Genomic DNA, 16,455 nt, shown 5'->3' with positions numbered 1-16,455 from the left:
GGAAGGTTATATAAAAAGACAAGATTCAAATATCTTGTCCTATTTTTTTAATTATCATTTTGTTTATTTTTGATTCATCATGGAATGTCAATTGTCGGATCATAAGCATTAAATTTCATGATGTTTAAAGCTAATGAATTTTTGTTTGCCAAGTCTCAAATATTTTGGTTATCTTCAATGAGACCAAAGTAATTAACATCTGGTCTAAGTCCGTATCAAGATACTAATGCACTTTGTGGACGACCTGAGTTAATAGCTGCAATGTAATTTCCTTCATTGTCTAATACTCCTGTTCCAGAGTTTCCGGCATTAAAGTAAATTGGAGTTAAATATCCATCTCTACGAGAGAAACTTTCATTTACGGATCCTTTAGAACTTCTATTAATAATGTAACCACCTTGTTTACCGTAAGGTCAACCATTGAAAATCTCACCTGTAGTGTATGAACCGTTTTTAGCTAAGGTTCCTCATTGATAATCTTTAGTAATTGAAGTGAAGTTTAAGTTTGGTAAATTAAATCAGTTTTTGTACCATAATGCTGTTTGCATTCTTCCTGACTTAATTGCATTATCAATAATTGGGTTTACATCAACAATAAATACTGTGATATCTAAAAATTGTGCATCACCGCCATTATTGTTAATTTGATTATGACCAGTTCATACTGGAATGATTTTAGTTGAATCTACATATAATCCACGTCAATATCCATGTCCTCTGTCTACGTTGTTGCCAACTTCATATCCAGCTCTGGTTAATGTAGTTCCATTAACTTGAACATTTGCAGTTGGATTTGGAACGTCATTCATTGATACAACGTGATTATTAGTAATTGCATAGAAACGTCCGTCATTAGGATTGTTATTTACTTTACCAAGCATTGTAGCAGATCCACGATTTAAAGCAAAAGTTCTGCCCATTACTTCTTGGACTTTAGGATGAGAGTATTTTAAATTCATAAAGGTGTTGCTTAATTTATAACCTTCATGTCATTTTCACTTAATCATTTGGTTTGGATTGTATTTAAATAAGTCCTGATCTTCATATGTTTCATTATAAAGAATAATAGGTTGGTTTTCAGGGGTGTAATCCATGTTTTTGTAATTGTAAACATTAGTTTTCTTATCGCCAAAGACTTCATTAGCGACTTTATTTTGATATTGGATTTCAACTCTAGCTCCATTTTTATCAAAGAACATCGCTTTTTCAGGATGAAACTCTTGTCAATGTTTATCTGCTTCACCAGGTTGACGAAGTGGATTGTATAAAATTGAATCTTCATTTTTATCGATAATTTGATAATTTTTAGTATCAGTTAATTCGAAATTGAATTCAATTCCTTGTTCAGTTAAAGTAAAAATAGCTTTATAAGGAATTTCAATTGTTCCATTGTTAGATGAATAAATTCCATTTGTTCGTTGATTTAAAGTAATTGAACCATCGCGTTTGAGATCTTCATAATTGATATCAAAGTTTAATCCTTCATTAATTTTGAAAATTCTATTGTAACGCTCAGCGTCAATAACTACAGTATTAGCTGCAAAGTGGAATTTAATAATTGGATTTACAATACCATCACGATTAAGTTGAGACTCATAATAGTCTTTTTTAAATAATCAAGACATTTTACGGTTATTTTCGTCTTTTTTGATTTGAACATCTTTATAGTTCATTTCAATATAACGGTTTCTTAACACTGAAGGGTTTTCTCCATCACCTAAGAATACTTTTGTAAGTCCATAATAACTACTTAAATTACTTAAAATAACATTATCTGAAGAAGTATCTTTTGATCTGGATCCTGTTGGTATTCTAAATCCAGTAATTTTATATCAAGTACTTCCTTCAATTTCTCTAACAACAACTGTTTGAAAACTTGCGTTCTGTTCTTTTACTTGATATTTAAATCTTACATATGCACTACCTTCTTGATCATTAGGTAATTTTACTTCTGAAACGATTACATAATCTTTTCTAAATAAAGTATCGTCATAAATTAAATTATCTCTAATTGTTAAGTAATCAAGTGGTTTAGGAACGGTTGTATTAGTAGAGTTGATTCTATCTTTAAATTCTGTTGCTGTAAGAGTTCCGATTTTAGTTCCGTTTCCTATTGGAGAATATTCTTTCACTATGTCAGAAGGAGTTATGCTGTTTAAAGCCGCTTCTGGAGCAATTTGATCAACATAATCATTTTTCAAATTAATTAACGTAATTAAAGGATTTCCTGCTGCTATTGTTGATCATCTTTCGTTTGGATTTCTTTTGTTAATAAATCCAAGAGCAAAACTCATACGAGATCTTCTAATAGGTAGGTTATCGTTTCTAAATCTATTTGTTCTAGAATCTGGTTGAACATTGAAGTAATAAATGTAGTAATTATTAGCTAATTCATTAACATTTACTTCTGAAGTTATTTCTCCTTCATAAATTTTAGTTGGATTAGCAGGAGTAACATTCTCTTCTGAAGTGTCACCATTATTAAATGAACCAAAGTCTCCTGTATTTTCACTAGCATTTGAAGCCCCTGTGAATTTGAATAAGTAATTTAACTTATCAAAAGCTTTTTGTTCAATTATTTTAAAAGGATCAACAACTTTAAGATTCCCTTGAGCGTAATTATATTCAAAATCACTCCCATTAATTTGAGCAATTTTATCTTTAATTGCTTGTGATGGTTGCGTAAATTGTGAACCTTGAAAATCTTCAGCAGTAAATCACTCGCCGCTTAATGGTTTGTAATCATCTTTATTTGGGTATTTAAAGTAGTTTAACCTTAAAGCACTCGTTACAAGAGTTGGGCTTACCAATTGGTCGTTTTTGTATAAACCAAATTTTAAATTAGCTCATGCATCAATGTCATTGTGTTTTAAATCTTCAGCAGTACGGTTTGCCACAGGAACTAAACCAATTCGATATTCATTATATGAAGGTAGTTCATAAATGTTTTCAAATTCATTTCAAGCTTGTGAAGCTAAAATATCACTATGGGTTTTATTTGAATTTTTAACTTGTGAATTCTCAAAAATAGCTCCAATATTATTTGCTTTAATAATAGACACTAATTTATTAACTTGTGGATCATTTTCATAATTTGTTGTCCGTCATACAAAATTGAAAGTTTCTTTTTGGTTTGTAGTAGTATTTGTTCCTGAAACTTTAAAACGAAGCACATTTTTATTTGCTAAATACTCATAAGTATTTGGTTCATTAAATGGTTCGACAGCAATTTGAGCAAAATTATCAAATTGAATGTACTTATTGATAATTGTAGTTAAAATTCTTCTTTTAGCTTCTAAACGAACTGGAGGTTGGATGTTATTTTTGTATGATTCAAAAACATTAATAAGTAAATTCACATCTTGGTCAGGAATTCCTTCTTGAGCTTTAAGTGTTTGAGCTTCTTGTTTGATTAGGTCAATAAGTTTGGTACCAAAAGGGTTAGTATAATATTGAGTTTGAGTGTAAGAGTCTTTGAATGAATAAGGTTGTTCATCTACATATGCACGAGTTTGATTTTGAGCGCTTACATTATTATTGGAAATATCTTGAGTTAGATTTAAAGTTTTAACTTCATTATCTTGCAACAACACTTTAATGTTTGCTCTAATGTTTGGAAGAGTGTAATTGTATTCTGCATTATCTCCAAATGCATCTCTGTATGCTCTTTTAACAATTCTATTTTGTGTTTCTAAGGTATTAAAATCAATTTGGTAATCAAAAAAGCGTTCAAGTTTTTTAAATTTTGGTTTGAAAATTTGGTTTTGAATTTCTTTATTTTGTTGAATTTGTTTAAGCGAATATTGGTATAGTGAATAATAATCAATATCATACAGTTGCTCTAAGTGTGTGTATCCAATTTTATCTATTAGCGGAGCAAAACTATTTTCAAAGTTCAAATCTACACTTGTATTTACACTAACTCCATCTCTAGTAGCGGTGTAATTTAAAGTTAATTTTGTAGGATTGTTTTTATCTAAGACAAAGTCATTGATTTGAATGTTGACATTTTCCAGTTCAGGAACGTTAAAGTAATAATTTAAATTATTGGCATTAATACTTGTAGCAAGTAAATGCACATTAGGATGATTTGTTAATTCTGCTTTTGGTTCTAAAATATAATTTTCATTGACATATTCTAGAAGTTGTGCTTGAGGATTTACTTTAAATCCTTCAATGGTTCCAGTAAAAGTATCTGTTATAAGATTGTTTTCTTTAAAACGAGAATTTAAACTTTTTAGTTTGTATTCGAATGTAATTGAGTGAGTTTCAGAGTTTCTATTTGTTATATTTAAATCAATAATTTGAGTATTATCATCTAAATTAACTGTTTGAATGTTGCTTTCAACTGCATCAGTAGTTAGAGTTTCTTCTTTGTTTGGATAATCAAAACTTAGATTATTTTTTAATTGATTAAGGCGTGCTAATTCATTTTCACGTGCTTGTTGGATTGTTAAAAATCCTGAAATAACTCCTTGAGCAACATTATCAGAAACAATATTTTGATAATACGGCTGGGTCTTTGCGCTCTGAATTTTATAAGTTAATAATACAGTTCCGTTTTGATTATTTTTGTCTGTAACTTGTTCAATTACAACAATCACTTCATTTGAATCGTTTAGATTATTTATTTTAATTTGGTTATCTGTAATTTCTGAAGGAAGAGTTTGAGCTTTATCAGTTGGCAAAACATTAAAATATGAAGCGTATAGGTTGGTTGCGATTAATTCGTTTAAACGTTGTTTTTCTTTAGTACGTAGTTTTATGTATGAATTAAAATCACTAATTGTAGCGTTAAACACTTTTGTTGAAACGATGTTGTTTAAATTTGCTCTTTGAGATTGAAGTTTAAATGAAATTGTTAAATTTCCGTTTTCATTATCTACATTAACAACTTGCACTTCTACAGCTTTTGCTAAAAGTTCCTGAGTATTTGAGCTAATTGCTACATTGTCTAAAATTGCTTCTGAAGGGAGTGTTTCTTCTTTGTTTGGAAGATATTGCACATAATCAACTGTTAACTCATTAAGTCTATCTAATTCAGTTTTAAATCCATTTACTTGTTTTCTTTTAACTTCGCTAGTAATTACTTCGTCATTAAAATGACCTTGTAATTGATATGAAAATTCAACTTCTCCATTGAGGTCGTTTTTATTTGCGATTTCTAAGTTAACAATTTTAATATTCTCTGAGTTATTTTCAATAGTTAAATCAATGTGACTTGCAAAATTATTTTGAGTTAAAGCGCTTGCTAAAATATCGGCATTTTTTATTGAAGCATTTGCGTTCATGCTGTTTAATTTTGCGAGGTATTGCGCTCTTAATTGAGATTGGTCTTGATTGTTGTTTTGGTTTTCTTGAACTTCAGGATCTCGAGGTGAAGAATCATTCTGAGAATTATTATTTTGTGAATCATTATCATTAACATTTTGATTGTTTGTATCTGGGCTTTGAAGATCGTTTTGATTGCTGTTATTATCGTTATTTTCATTAGTTTCGTTGTTTTGGTTATTGTTTTCAATGCTAAAAGGTACTGAAGATTTAAACCCTTTAATTGAAACAATTTGTTCACTTGAAATTGTTCTGTTTAAAAAAGTGTCAAAATAACTTAAAAGAACAATTACATCAATAGAAGTTCCATCATTGCTTATGGCGATAGCTTCTTTGTTTAAAGTTAAATTAGGTAAATTATCTAATGATACATTATTGTCAACACTTAAAGAAACTCTGTCAATTAACGAATCTTGTGCATTGATACTTGATTTATTTGGATAGTAAGCTGAAAGTGACAACTTCTCTAAAAGTTGACGTTTATGATTGATATATTCAAACTTAGTTCCTTTTAAAAAACCAGTTATAACACTTGTGTACATTTTTGGAGAAAGTAAATTAGAGCCATCTTTTGTATTGTTGTATTGATATTTAATTTCAATAGCTCCATTTTGATAATTACGTTTAGTAATTTGTAAATTGATAATTTTAACATTCAAACTTTGTGGTTTAATCACTTGAGATTGAATTAAACTTTCATTTACATCTTCCACAAAAGTATTTGTTGCATTCGGATATGAAAAAGTACTTGAAAGCTCATTTCAATTTACTGAATTTGTATTTGAGTTGTTTTGATTATTCAATCCATAATAAAGACCTACACCAAGTGCTCCAGTACCAGTTAAAGCTACTGCTGTTGTTCCAACAATGATTAATTTCTTTTTATTGTTCATTATAATTCCTCCAGTGTTGTTGTGTATTATTTTAATAATACACAAATATTTTAATTTATACATTTCAAAAGAAAAATAAGAATTTTATGCACAAAAATAGCACTAAAAAGTTATTTATTTTTAAAATAAAACTCTAAGTTACCTTAGAGTAGTTTGTGTGTTATGTTTATTTATTTGAAAGTTTTTGTTTTTGGATTTTATTTAATAAAACGAGTGTTCAAATTAATGCAATAGCAAAGGTAATTATTAACAAATACAACACGTAAATAATTTTTCAAGTCTTTTTATTTGATAAAGGTTGTTTAGATACATAAATCATTTTACTAATTTGCATAATGATGACAATATACAAAAGTACTCCAATAATTAACATATTTAGTGACAAAGCATATCCAATATATGATCCAATTAATGCGGAATGACTTTGAACAATAACTTTTTGTTCAGTAGAATTTGGTACTACTTTAAATTCGGGTCCAAAAAACCAAATAGTTGCAGCTAAAAAGAGAATTCCTAAAAATAAGAGAATTAGTGTTGCACTTGATAATTTAATGATTCTTGATACTTTCATATTTTCCTATATTACATTATTATGTTTATTTTTAAAAGAAAACGCACAATTTGTGCGCTTACATTAAATTTATTTTGCCTTTTTTTCAAGACGTTTGTTAAACTTATCAATTCTTCCGGTAGCTTTTGCTTGTGAACGGTTCCCAGTGTAAACTGGGTGGCACCCTGAACAAACATCAACTGTAAATTGTTTTCTTGCTGATCCAAATTTAAATGCTTTTTGACATGTTGAACATGTAACTTCAACTGTGTGGTATTGTGGGTGAATATCTTTTTTCATCTTAAATATTCTCCTTTATTATTTAGAATAGAACTCAACAATTAAAGCGTCTTTAATTTCTGAGTGCATTTCTGTTCTTTCTGGTAAACGATCAAATTTTACTGTAAAGTCTTTTCTTGTTAATCATGCTGAAGCATTTTTAGCAGCCATTGAATCTACTACTTGTTGGTTTTTAGTTAATCTTTCTTTCATTTCGACAACATCACCTGGTAAAACTAACATTGAAGGAATGTCGGCTTTTTTACCATTTAATGTAAAGTGTCCGTGGTTAACTAATTGACGAGCTTGTCTTCTTGTTGAAGCAAATCCAGCTCTATAAACAACGTTATCAAGTCTTGATTCAAGAAGTTGTAATAAGTTTGTACCGGTAACACCTTTTAATTTCATAGCTTTTTCGTAAGCTTTTCTTAATTGTTTTTCACTAATTCCAAAAGTGTGTTTTACTTTTTGTTTTTCGTAAAGGTGTAATCCGTAATCTGAAAGTTTAACTCTTTTGTTCCCGTGTTGTCCAGGTGCATAAGTTCTTTTTCTTCCTTTTGCAAACTCTTTACCTGTTTCAAGAATTGAGTGTCCTAAACGACGAGAAATTTTAAATACAGGTCCTGTGTATCTTGACATGTTTTTTCCTCTTTTCTGCATAAAAGAGAAAGTTTATTTCTAGTTAGATAATTTTGGTTTAATGAGTTCAGTTTTTCAGCGTACTTACTATCAAATTTTGAGCAAATCAAAATTATTGCTAACCATAATAAACTGCTGTAATTTATGCTTATTTATTTTATCAAAGAATCTTATAAAAGAAAGAAATTATTTTAAGGAGTCTTTAAAGCAAAAAAAGTCCCAAAAATGGTAATATTTAAAGTATATTTAAAAACATATTTTTAATATGGTTGTTTTATTTACTTTTATAAGGAGAAATTATGGAAAAAATCAAGTCAAGAAGAAGAAGTCGTGTTGAGATCATTCAAGTTTTATACAAATATGAACTTTTAAATGAAGAAATTGATTTACTTGATATCTTTGAAAATTATGACTTTTTAGATGAAGCTCAAATGAGAAAGATCAAGTCAATTGCTAAAAATTATGCTTTCATTAAAAAATCTCTTAGCAGCTTAACCAATCAAAGCTGACATTGAGAAAGAATCGCGCCTCTAACAAGAGCTATTTTAGTTAATGGTGCTAGTGAGTGTTTCTATTTACAACCTAAAATTGTGCTAAATGAAGCAGTTGAAATTACTAAAATGTTTTATTCTTCAGTTGAAATTACCAACGAAGAAGGAATAGTCGTAAACAAACACGATAGCAAACAATACAAATTTGTTAACGCCATTTTACAAAACTTCTATAAATTGCTTGTTGATTTAGAAGCGAGAACCAAAAACGAAAATGCTTAATTTTATTCGTGAATATTTTATTATTCGCAATCAAAAAAACCATTTTTATTTCTGAAAGAACCGTCTTAATTTTGTTTTACTTGAATTTGTAAAAATGGATTTATTAAACAAAACCTCCATTCAAGAATGAATCAAATTTGACGGGAAAAAATGAAGTAATTTAGATGAGTTTATTAATGAGTTTAATTCAAATTTGTCTTTTTCAGAAAGCTTAAGTTACAAACATAAGCAAATGTTACATAATTTCTTTATTTACTTTTTTTACCAATTGTCATATAAAACAAATTCCAAAAAAATTAAAATTATTTTTTTAGAAGAACAACCATATCTTAAAAAAGATAAAGTATTAGTTAATGAATACAAACGAAGTTTTTATTATCAATTTTTAAATGAATTTAAAGAAATTGATAATTATAATGTGGTTTTAAGAAAAATATTGCGCAAAATCAAATAAGGAGTTTTATGAGTTATAAAAACGATTTTCCTGCAGCTCAAAAAGTTATTTATTTTGATTCTGCAGCCTTGGTTTTAAAACCTCAAGTAGCAATAGATGCTATTGCTAATTTTTATTCTAACATTTCAATTTCTTCACGCACAGCTGACACCCCTCTTGGAAATTTAGTAAATTTAACTATTGCAAATGTACGAAAAAAAGTTGCAAATTTACTTGATGCCAAAGAGCATGAAGTTATTTTTACTAGTGGCACTACTGAATCGCTAAATTATATTGCTAATATGTTTGAACAACTTCTTGATTCAGAAGATGAAATTTTACTGAGTGCATATAATCACTCTTCGAATATGATTCCTTGAATTGAATTAGCTAAGAAAATTGGATGCAAAATCAAAATTGAAGAAGAAATTGAATCACACATTAACAAAAAAACCAAAGTAATAGCTTTTGCTCAAGAAACTAACAATTTCGCTCAAAGTTACAATATGAACATAATTTATCAAAAAGCTAAACAAGTGGGAGCATATGTGATTAATGATGCAGCACAAAGTATTTCACACCAAAAAGCTTCACTTAAAACAGCTGATGTAATTGCTTTTAGTTGCAATAAGTTTTACGGCCCAACCGGAATGGGTGTTTTAGCTATTGAAGAATCATTGCTCAAAAAACTTAAGCCTACAAAATTTGGTGGTGGTTCAGTAAGCGAAATTTCTTCACCTAATAAATGAACAATTCGTGACACAATTGCTAAATTTGAACCAGGAACTCCTGATTTAGCCGGATTTTTTATGTTTGATAAATCACTTGATTACTTTCTTGAAATTGGATATGAAAAAACGCAAGAAACTCTAAAAAAATTAAGTATGTATTTACATGAACAATTAAAAACTTTAGACAATATTGAAGTACATTCAAATTCAGGAGATTACATAGCATTAATAAATGTTAAAAATATCAATTCTCAAGATGTAGCCACATATTTAGGAACTAAAAATATATATACAATTGCAGGAATTTTTTGTGCTCATTATTTAAGAAATATTAAAAGCACTTATTCGTATTTAAGAATAAGTTTAGGAATTTACAATACCAAAGAAGATATTGATACTTTAATTTACCACTTAAAAAACGGAGGAGATTTTTATGGATTTTAATCCAAATATAGCAAGAGAAAAAATCATGTCTCATTACATGAATCCAGATAACAAAAATTCAGATTTATCTAAAGATGGTGAAGTTCACTTTAGTACTACTTGTTCAGACAAACTTATTTTAAAAACTCACTTTGTAGATGATAAGCTAACTGATGTTTATTTTGATGGTCATGGATGTGCAATTTTTATTGCTTCAACTGACATGCTACTTAATGTTCTCAAAAACAAAACCAAAGACCAAATTCAAAAAATAATTGATATTTATACTCGTTTTGTAATGCAAGAAAAACTTACTCAAGATGAACTTACATTACTTGAAGATTTATGAGTTTTTTATAATGTCAAAACACATTTAAACCGCACAACTTGTGCATTGTTGACCGCCAACAAAATTTTAAATAACAACTAATGCAAAAATCATTTATATTTCATATTGATTTTGATTCTTATTTTGTGAGTGCTCTTCGTTCTGTTAGACCAGAGTTGAAAGGTAAGCCGGTTGCAGTTGGTAAAAGTGGCGCTGAATTTATGGCAACCTCAGTGAGTTATGAATTGCGAGAAAAAGGCGTTAAAGCAGGAATGGTAAATTTTGAAATTCAAAAAATTGAACCACAAACCATTTTTGTCGAAGGTCATTTTGATATTTTTACTACTATTTCAACGAATATTTTTAAATATCTAAGCAACAATTATTCTTCATTAATTAATGTAGCTTCTATTGATGAATGTTATTTGGATGTTACCGATGTTGTTTCAAGTTTTGACCAAGCTCAAAAATTGGCTCAAAAAATTCAAAATGAAATTTTAGAACTCTTTGACATTCCAATTACTATTGGAATTTCGTATAATTGTTTTTTTGCTAAAATGACCACTAATATTTCAAAACCTTTTGGAATTGGAGTAACTACACCGCAAAATTATCAAAAACATTTTTTTGATTTAGATATTGAACAATATTATGGAATTGGCAAAGCTTCAGCAGCTAAACTAAGACAAATTGGTATTGAAAAAATTAAAGACTTAGTTTCTTCTAAGGTGAATTATTATCAACTCAAAAGTATTTTTGGAATCGTTTATCGTCAATGAATTGAAAATTTAAATCCTAATCACTACGATCGCATTGTAGTTGAAAATACTTTACCCAAAGGAATAGGAAATGAAATAACTTTTATTGAAAAAAATTTAAGTGAATTTCAAATTTTAAGTGAATTAAATTCAGTTTGTAAATTAGTATCAACAAGATGCAGAAAACAAAAATTAGTTGGAAATACTTTAACTTTAGTTGTGAGAAATATTAATAAAAAATGACAAAGCAAACAAATGAAATTGCCACAATTTACGAACGAATTTAGCAAAATTTATGCGTACGCAAAACATCTATATCAAAAACATTTTTCTGATCGAGATATCATCGGAATTGGGATTAGAATAAACAATTTAATTTATGAGTTTGAGCAAGAAATTAGTTTTAATTTATTTGAAATTAATAAAGATATCAACTCAAGTCGTTTAAATCAAATTGTCACTCATGTTAATCGGAAATTACATAAACCGGTAATTTCAACTCTAAAAGAGTATAATGAATTAAAAAACTTAGAAAATAAAAATAACAAGTTTGATTTAGAAGGATTTACCTTCAAAAAAAGATAGGAAATATATGAAAATAGCAATTTACGGAGGAAGTTTTGATCCGATTCACAAAGGACATTTGGAAGTAGCAAGATATGCTATCAATCAATTAGGACTTGATAAGCTTTATTTTGTTCCGACTAATTTATCTCCATTTAAAACTAAATCAAAACCCACTTCTGGTTTGGATAGAATTAAAATGATTGAATTGGTTTTAGAAGACAAAATGCAAGTGAGTGATTTTGAAATAAAACGTGGCAACACGAGTTATACCATTGATACAGTTAAATTTTTTAAGCAAAAGTTTCCTAATGATGATTTGTTTTTACTAATTGGTAGCGACAATTTATCAAAACTTGATAAGTGAAAAAAAATTGATGAAATTGCACAATTAACTCAAATAGTGGTGTTTAAACGTGATAAAAAAATCAACAAAATTAATGCCAAAAAATTCAATGCACTCATTTTGCAAAATCCAATTTGAGATTTTTCTTCTAGCGAATTTAAAAAAGGATATTTAGACACTGTTGATGATAAAGTGTTAAATTACATCCAAAGTAAATACTTGTATTTAGAAAAAATTCTTCACTCATCTTTAAGCGCACTAAGAGCGAAACATTGCATGAACACTGGCGATTTTGCAGCTGAAATGGCGAAAAAATTTAATTTTCCAGCTCAAAGAGCTTATGTTGCCGGAATTATGCATGATATTGCTAAAGAATGAAATGAAACAGATTCAAGAAGTTTCTTGCAAGAATTTGAACCGCAACATGCGAATGTACTAAAACACGAACTTCATCAAGTTTGTGGGTATGCATGATTAAAACATTATTATAAACTCCAAGATCAAGACATCTTACACGCTATTTTAGTTCACACAACTTTAGATGATTCAACAGATAATGAATTATCTACACTAGACAAAATTATCTTTATAAGCGATAAAATCGCGCAAGGAAGACGTTTTGAAGGAGTTCAAAAACTTCGAGAATTAGCTTTTAAAGACCTAGATTTAGCTTTTGAAGCAGTTATTAAATATGTGTATGAGTATAACCTTAAAAAAGGAGTTAAATTTACTCCAAGACAAGAACAAATTTATAGAAAGTACTTAAAATAACCATGGCAGCAGTTCAAGAAAGATTACAAAAATTACTCTCACAAGCTGGGGTAGCTTCAAGAAGAGAAGCAGAAGCAATTATTAAAGCAGGAAAAGTTACAGTTAATGGAAAAGTAGCTCAACTAGGTGATAAAGCTTCATTTAAAGATAAGATTTTAGTTAATAATAAACCAATTGAACCTGAAGAGCATGTGTACTTTGTGTTAAATAAACCTGAGAAAACTGTCTGCACTCTCAAAGATAACTTTGGTCGCAAAATCGTTACTGATTTAATTGATACACCACATAAAATTTTTCCTGTTGGTAGATTAGATTATGATACTACTGGAGTATTAATTTTAACTAATGATGGAGAATTAGCTAACAAATTAATGCACCCTAGTTATGAAATAGTTCGTGTGTATCGTGCTCGATTAGATCAGCCACTCACAAAAAATGAGTTAAAAAGACTTAATCAACCGCTAATGATTAATAATGTCGAATCTAAACAACAAGTAATTCAAGCTGGCCCTAAAAGCTATTTTGTGGTATTACATGTTGGTACTTATCACCATGTTAAGAAAATTTTTGAAACAGTAAATCGTTTAGTTATAAATTTAAAGAGAGTTGAATACGCTGGTATTACTGTTGAAAAAATTCCAGTTGGAGAATATCGAAGATTGAATTTCAAAGAAATTAAAATGTTAAAAAATTTAGTTAAATGAAAGGAACAACAAAATGAAAAAAATACTTAAATGATCATTAATTCCTTTAGCCATTACTACAACAACAATTTTAAGTGCTGCTTGTCAAAGCGAGTTTGATTCCAAAGGGCAACAATCAAAACAAATTTTCCTTAATCAAGCAACTGATTACTTAAACAAATATACAAACGAATTTAATAAAACCAATGCTTTTTTAAACAATCAAAACAGCAATAAGTTAAGCAATTTTGAGTTTTTTTATAAAAGCATCCAACAAAAAGCTTCTACTTTGGCTAAAGCCTTCGAAACTTTGAACAATTATGTAAATGATTCAAACTACAATTTTAATTTAAAACAACAACTAAAAGATAATTTTTATTTAGAATTAAACTTATCTGAGAATCAAATTAAATCATATAATGACGCTTATTATCGTTTTAATGCTATTAATACGGAATTAGATTTACTTGCTAAAAGTGTAGCCTTTAATGATGACACTAATGTTTTTAAAGTTTTTAAAGATGACTTAAATTCATTTGTGAACATAAGAAGAACTTCAACTATTTTTGATAGACAATTTTCAAACAAAAATTTAGATGATGCTAAAAATGAATATAAAAATAAATGATACAACTCATCACTGAAATCAATTGATTACACAACACTTGGAAAAAAAATTGTAGTTGATGGTAATTCAACTATTGAACATACACATGCAATTGGTAATGTTGTTAAAGAATGAAGTGTTATTGTAGCCGATCAAAACTCGGCAGTTAATGATGAGTTTAAAAAACTCATTGGTTTTCTAACACAAAATTCAGAACAAATTGATAATGATGAAATCAAAAATCTTGTGCACTTAATAAGCGTTTCTTATGATGAATACTTAAAATCTATCCAAGAAATAAACGCTCAATTTGGAGGCGTATATCCTTTTGAAACTTTTTTAGGATATTTTGATGAAAATTCTTCATTTAGTGAATTTATAAAAATTTGAACAAAAATTAATGAAATTTACATTGATTTTAAAGGTTAATTACATTAAACATAAGTCCAAAACTCTTTTAACTAATTGTTATTTGGTTCGGACTTTGTTTTTTTGTTTTTGTTTTTTTAAAATTTAGTTGAAATTTATCTAAATGACAAACATTTTTTACTTCGAGTCACTTACCAAGAGTAGGAAGGTTTTATTGCGCTTTTTTGATAAAACCGAAGCAAAAAAAGTTAAAAAATCTCAAAAATACTAATTTTAATTTTTTACAGCTTAAAAAATATTTTTATAAAACAGCGTTTTTTTGTAAAAAAGTTAAAGTTTTTTAAAATACATTAACAATTTAAGGGCGTTAACGGAATTTTTTTAAAGGTTTATTATTATAATTTTTATGTAAAACAATAGAAAAGGAGAAAATGCTTAAAAATAAATTTAAATTACTTTTTGGACTTGCACCTATGGCAGTTATTGCTACAGCAGTGTCATGTACAACTAAAGTAGAAGAAATTCAAAAAAAACACGATGAACTTAGCAAAGAAGATTTAAATGTTAAATACTTTGAAGCTTTAAATGCTCACAAAAGTTCACAAGCAACCAAAACTAGTGAATATGAAGCTGCTAAAAAAGCTGCTTTACAAAAACCAGTTGATACTAAAAAAGCTTCAATAGCTAAAGCTGAAGAACAAATCAAATTAGATAAAGAAGCTAACGCTAAGCTAAATGAAGAAATTAAAAAACTTGAAGCTGAAGGAAAAGATGCTTCAGCACAAAAAGCGGAAGTTGCTGCCCGTGAAGCAAGAATTGAAAAAAATAACGAAAAAATCACTGCTGACAAAGAAGCTTTAAAAGAAGCTGAAGCTGATTTGGCACATTTTAATTCTTTATTCCCACAATTATTTGCTAACTACAAAGCAGCTCAAGCTTACATTACTTATCAACCAAGCAAAAATGAAGAAGCTACAAGATATGAATTTGCTTACCCAATTATTACTAATAAAGCTAGCTTAGATATCATCAAAGAAGTTAATGCTCTTAAAAATTCTAAAGAATATAAAGAACTTGCTACAACCAATGACAAAATTCTTTATTTAAGTGATTACTTCTTAACTTACTTTGATAGAAGAGCTAAAGAACTTGATCCTAAAGCAAAAAATATCTTCGGTGGAATTCCATATTTTGCAGATAGAATGTTTGGTAACGCAGATACCAAAGAAAGACTTGTTGCTTTATTAAACGAATTAGATTGTTTTACATATTTTGATTACGTTAACGCATTTTTAATTGATTCAAGCAATACAGAAAAAGGATTCATGGAATCACTTATTAAAACAAGATATGCTGAATCAAAAATTTCATACTCAACTAGAAAACACTTCTTTACCGATTGAGGTTATGGTGAAGTTAAAAGCGAAAGCAATCCTGCTGGAACAATAAAAATTGCTAATGATTTAGTAAAAGCTATCACCGATGAAACAATCAGATCTCAAAGTGTTCAAACAGTTAGTCCAGATCGTTTCAAAAGAAATGGAAAAATTGTATCTGATCCAAGCGCAATTGGTGAAAAACGTGAAGAAGTTCTTAAAACTGTTCCAATTGTACCTAGAGAAATTCAATACATTGATGCAGACAGTGTAACTGATGAATTTATGTCAACTCACTTTAAATCAGGTGATTTATTAATGCTTGCTGCTAAAGAAAGTTTAAATGATTGACTTGATTTAACTCACTGTGGTTACTTAGTTATTAGAGATGGAAAAGCATACTACCGTAATGCATCATCAAGAAAATCAAACTTATCAGTTGTAGAAATTCCACTTGCATTATACTTAGCACAACAAAACTGATCTTCTAGATACAACCAACCAGAAGTTGGAAAACAACGTACCACACCTGGGGTTTTAGTATTTAGAACATTAGATCCTCAAGCTCAACTAGATTCAGTAAATTCAGGAAACTAATTTA

13 protein-coding genes are annotated in these 16,455 nt (G+C 28.5%); 9 read left to right on the top strand and 4 right to left on the bottom strand.

The features are described 5' to 3' along the window. Positions 1-47: 47 nt before the first annotated feature. From EXC45_RS00730 to rpsD, 4 genes are all read right to left on the bottom strand, one after another. A complete protein-coding gene (locus EXC45_RS00730) occupies positions 48-6,224 on the bottom strand; it encodes an MGA_1079 family surface serine endopeptidase (protein ID WP_036434542.1) in 6,177 nt (2,058 codons plus the stop codon). Between the two features lie 166 nt (positions 6,225-6,390). Then, positions 6,391-6,795 (bottom strand): hypothetical protein, encoded by a 405-nt coding sequence (locus tag EXC45_RS00725; protein WP_036434540.1) that lies wholly within the window; start codon positions 6,793-6,795, stop codon positions 6,391-6,393. 69 nt (positions 6,796-6,864) lie between these two features. Then, a complete protein-coding gene (gene rpmE, locus EXC45_RS00720) occupies positions 6,865-7,074 on the bottom strand; it encodes a 50S ribosomal protein L31 (RefSeq protein WP_036434539.1) in 210 nt (69 codons plus the stop codon). Between the two features lie 18 nt (positions 7,075-7,092). After that, complete coding sequence (gene rpsD, locus EXC45_RS00715; protein WP_036434537.1) at positions 7,093-7,692, bottom strand: 30S ribosomal protein S4; 600 nt, start codon at positions 7,690-7,692, stop codon at positions 7,093-7,095. Positions 7,693-7,991: 299 nt separating this feature from the next. Here rpsD and EXC45_RS00710 point away from each other — a divergent pair, with 299 nt between their 5' ends. The 9 genes from EXC45_RS00710 to EXC45_RS00670 all read left to right on the top strand — a co-directional run bounded on the left by EXC45_RS00710 (position 7,992) and on the right by EXC45_RS00670 (position 16,451). Continuing rightward, positions 7,992-8,465, top strand: coding sequence for a transcription antitermination factor NusB (locus tag EXC45_RS00710; RefSeq protein WP_051616962.1), 474 nt, complete (start codon positions 7,992-7,994; stop codon positions 8,463-8,465). Beyond that, positions 8,458-8,919: a hypothetical protein gene (locus EXC45_RS00705; RefSeq protein ID WP_036434535.1), complete on the top strand. Its 462-nt coding sequence runs from the start codon at positions 8,458-8,460 to the stop codon at positions 8,917-8,919. The genes EXC45_RS00710 and EXC45_RS00705 overlap by 8 nt, the downstream gene beginning before the upstream one ends. An 8-nt stretch (positions 8,920-8,927) precedes the next feature. Further along, the gene (locus tag EXC45_RS00700; RefSeq protein WP_036434533.1) at positions 8,928-10,073 is read left to right on the top strand and encodes an aminotransferase class V-fold PLP-dependent enzyme; all 1,146 of its coding nucleotides are present in this window, start codon (positions 8,928-8,930) and stop codon (positions 10,071-10,073) included. Next, positions 10,063-10,482 carry an iron-sulfur cluster assembly scaffold protein gene (locus EXC45_RS00695; protein ID WP_036434531.1) on the top strand — a complete coding sequence of 140 codons (420 nt, stop codon included), beginning with the start codon at positions 10,063-10,065 and terminating at the stop codon, positions 10,480-10,482. Before EXC45_RS00700 ends, EXC45_RS00695 begins: the two co-directional genes overlap by 11 nt. Next, positions 10,482-11,723 (top strand): Y-family DNA polymerase, encoded by a 1,242-nt coding sequence (locus tag EXC45_RS00690; protein WP_036434529.1) that lies wholly within the window; start codon positions 10,482-10,484, stop codon positions 11,721-11,723. The genes EXC45_RS00695 and EXC45_RS00690 overlap by 1 nt, the downstream gene beginning before the upstream one ends. A gap of 7 nt (positions 11,724-11,730) precedes the next feature. Beyond that, positions 11,731-12,819 carry a nicotinate-nucleotide adenylyltransferase gene (locus tag EXC45_RS00685; protein WP_036434528.1) on the top strand — a complete coding sequence of 363 codons (1,089 nt, stop codon included), beginning with the start codon at positions 11,731-11,733 and terminating at the stop codon, positions 12,817-12,819. A 2-nt stretch (positions 12,820-12,821) separates the two neighbouring features. Beyond that, a complete protein-coding gene (locus tag EXC45_RS00680) occupies positions 12,822-13,553 on the top strand; it encodes a pseudouridine synthase (protein ID WP_036434526.1) in 732 nt (243 codons plus the stop codon). After that, positions 13,537-14,538, top strand: coding sequence for an MAG0770 family lipoprotein (locus EXC45_RS00675; RefSeq protein ID WP_036434523.1), 1,002 nt, complete (start codon positions 13,537-13,539; stop codon positions 14,536-14,538). The genes EXC45_RS00680 and EXC45_RS00675 overlap by 17 nt, the downstream gene beginning before the upstream one ends. Positions 14,539-14,909: 371 nt before the next feature. Further along, the gene (locus EXC45_RS00670) at positions 14,910-16,451 is read left to right on the top strand and encodes an N-acetylmuramoyl-L-alanine amidase-like domain-containing protein (RefSeq protein WP_036434522.1); all 1,542 of its coding nucleotides are present in this window, start codon (positions 14,910-14,912) and stop codon (positions 16,449-16,451) included. Positions 16,452-16,455: the final 4 nt, after the last annotated feature.

This window comes from Mycoplasmopsis columboralis (assembly GCF_900660675.1).
Lineage (GTDB): Bacteria > Bacillota_I > Bacilli_A > Mycoplasmatales > Metamycoplasmataceae > Mycoplasmopsis > Mycoplasmopsis columboralis.
The sequence above is the reverse complement of the archived record's forward strand: the minus strand, read 5'-3'. Positions and strand labels throughout refer to the sequence as shown.